This window comes from Blautia sp. MSJ-19 (assembly GCF_018918125.1).
Taxonomy (GTDB): Bacteria; Bacillota; Clostridia; order Lachnospirales; family Lachnospiraceae; genus Blautia_A.
The window spans coordinates 1-2,284 of record NZ_JAHLQA010000033.1 but is presented as its reverse complement, the minus strand read 5'-3'; the positions used below and the strand labels follow the sequence as shown (position 1 = coordinate 2,284).

1 protein-coding gene is annotated in these 2,284 nt (G+C 41.3%); it reads right to left on the bottom strand.

The annotated features are described in order from the left end of the window. Positions 1 to 259: 259 nt before the first annotated feature. Entirely contained in the window at positions 260 to 1,495 is a 1,236-nt protein-coding gene (locus KQI91_RS10845; RefSeq protein WP_216392796.1) for an IS110 family transposase, read from the bottom strand. Positions 1,496 to 2,284: the final 789 nt, after the last annotated feature.

Sequence of the window (2,284 nt, the reverse complement as noted above, 5' to 3'; positions counted from 1 at the left end):
TTTCTGTATTATTTTGTTTAGTAGCATAAACTGATTATACCACGAACGCCGGACTTTTCGAAGCCCGGCGTTTTGTGTTGGGTATAAAAGGAGCTGCCACACGTTAGTGCGACAGCCCCTTCCCTGTTCTAGAAGCGTCTATTTTCCGACAGCCCCTTGTTTTTTACTTACTCTGAAACAAATACTACCGGATAGCCAAAAAAGCGCAAATTATCCCTCTAGAGTTCTTATTGGGATATTTTGAACTTAGCTGAACGGTTTATACGGCAACTGTATTAGCTTCCCAGCCAAGTGCTTTTAACTTTTTAAGGTATGCGTTAATTTTACGTTCCCTGTTGAAATGATTATAGTATTCGGCTCCGAGGTCTTTAAATACAACGCCATCCTTAAGCATATGATATATGGCGACTAACATAGAATGAGCAACCGCAACATAAGCTCTTTTCCTTCCGCGATGTGCATTTATTCGTGCAAATTGTGCCGAGAAATAACTGCTTTTGTTCTTTACGGCTGAATGTGCACACACAACCAAAGTCTCTCGCAGCAATGCATTGCCTTTGGTTGTCCTGCCTGATTTTCGCTTATGTGCACTTTCATTGCTTCCCGGGCATAAACCTGCCCACGATGCGATATGTGCATCTGTTGGAAAACGTTCCATGTTAGTACCAATTACAGAGATTATTGCCTGTGCACTGGTGTTGCCAATGCCAGGAATATCCTGTATGACAGCAACGGCTTGCTTTTGATCTGGTTTCATGAAGTTATTAATGTCATCATCTAACTCTTTGATGTGGATATTCAATTCATCCAGATGGTTGAGTAGTACTCGCATCATCTTTTTCTGAAGTTCTGACATTACTCCATTGAGATCATCAATGATTTGTTCCTTTGTAGCTTTCAGATTATGTGCAATGACCTTTTGCTTATATAAAATATCATACTCTGCTGAGTCAATCTGCTTTCCTGACAGGATGTGTTCTAAGATGTTTCTTGCACTCTTGCCATTGATATCAGTTATTGTTCCTGAAAGCTTGATGTTCGCTCCTTCCAGCATCTTCTGGAGTCTATTAAGCTCTCGGTTACGCTCTTCTACGAGACTCTTACGATAACGTACAAGCTCTCTGAGCTCACGTTGTTCCCTGTCCGGAATGTAACTTGCTGTAAGAAGTCCGTGCTGGAGTAGATCTGCGATCCATTCTGCATCTTTGATATCAGTCTTGCGACCGGGAACTGCTTTCATATGGCGTGCATTTACAACCATAACCTGTAGCTCACAGGTTTCAAGAATGTTATACAGAGGCTTCCAATAGGAGGCTGTGCTCTCCATGGCAATCATCTCGCAATCGCCTTTCTTGAGCCAGTCAGCCATATCGAAAAGTTCTCTGGTTGTTGCACCGAAGTCTCGTATTTCCTGTCTGTTGCCATTTTTAAAGCAGGCTACGATGAGCTTCTTATGCACATCAATACCACAACACTTGTCGTAAACTCGATCCATGATAATACCTCCTGGCAATAAGTTTACGGCATGGCTTCCTGTCTGTTGATATTTTACTCTACGTCCTTATATGACATATATAGCGAGACAGATGGTGGTACAAATGAGGAAGCCACAAGTCAGTTTTATAGGCGGGCTATATGCTCCAGGTAAAAACCGACCTTTGCCGATAAGTTTAGTATAAATCAAAACTTGCGGCTTGTAACTATAAAAACTATCGCCTGCGATGTTTCATTCATTGTGGTGCCAAATATCGTGGCATGGGAGTTTTATAGGAAATTACTTCGTAATGTTCCAATGAAGTAAAAACGCTCTGCGAGGATGCGACTAGATGCATTTGGAATATGTCTGCTAAAGCAGACTGCATCTAGCGCACAAAGCGTAGCAAGTCCCTCAAAGATTGAGGGATTCAGGGAGTTTGAAGCGGACTTGTCCGCTTTGTTCCTTAAATTGTTTAATCAATATGTTCAAGGGTTGGTGAATTTCTCGTTTAATGCTTAAAGGCATCGGGCTGGATGATGGAGTTATTTCTCGATGCCAGATATGGTCGCTATATTAAGTCTCCGGCATCGATATATACGCAAGATATATTTCCGATGCAGGGAATGGCTATTATGCGGTCAAGTCCTTTTTTGTGTGTAAATTCCCTTTAGGTATAAAAAGTATTACGCCGCAAGCATTTTTTGTTGTTCAATAGCAATCAAGCGTAACTGCTTTTTACAATGCGATAGTGCTGTTTTATCTTTTTTACTTATATTGAGTTTTTGTTCTAGTGAATACCGCTCATGC

Bases quoted from the DNA above. Each gene is read 5' to 3' on its own strand.
- KQI91_RS10845 (WP_216392796.1), bottom strand. From the start codon at position 1,495: ATGGATCGAGTTTACGACAAGTGTTGTGGTATTGATGTGCATAAGAAG.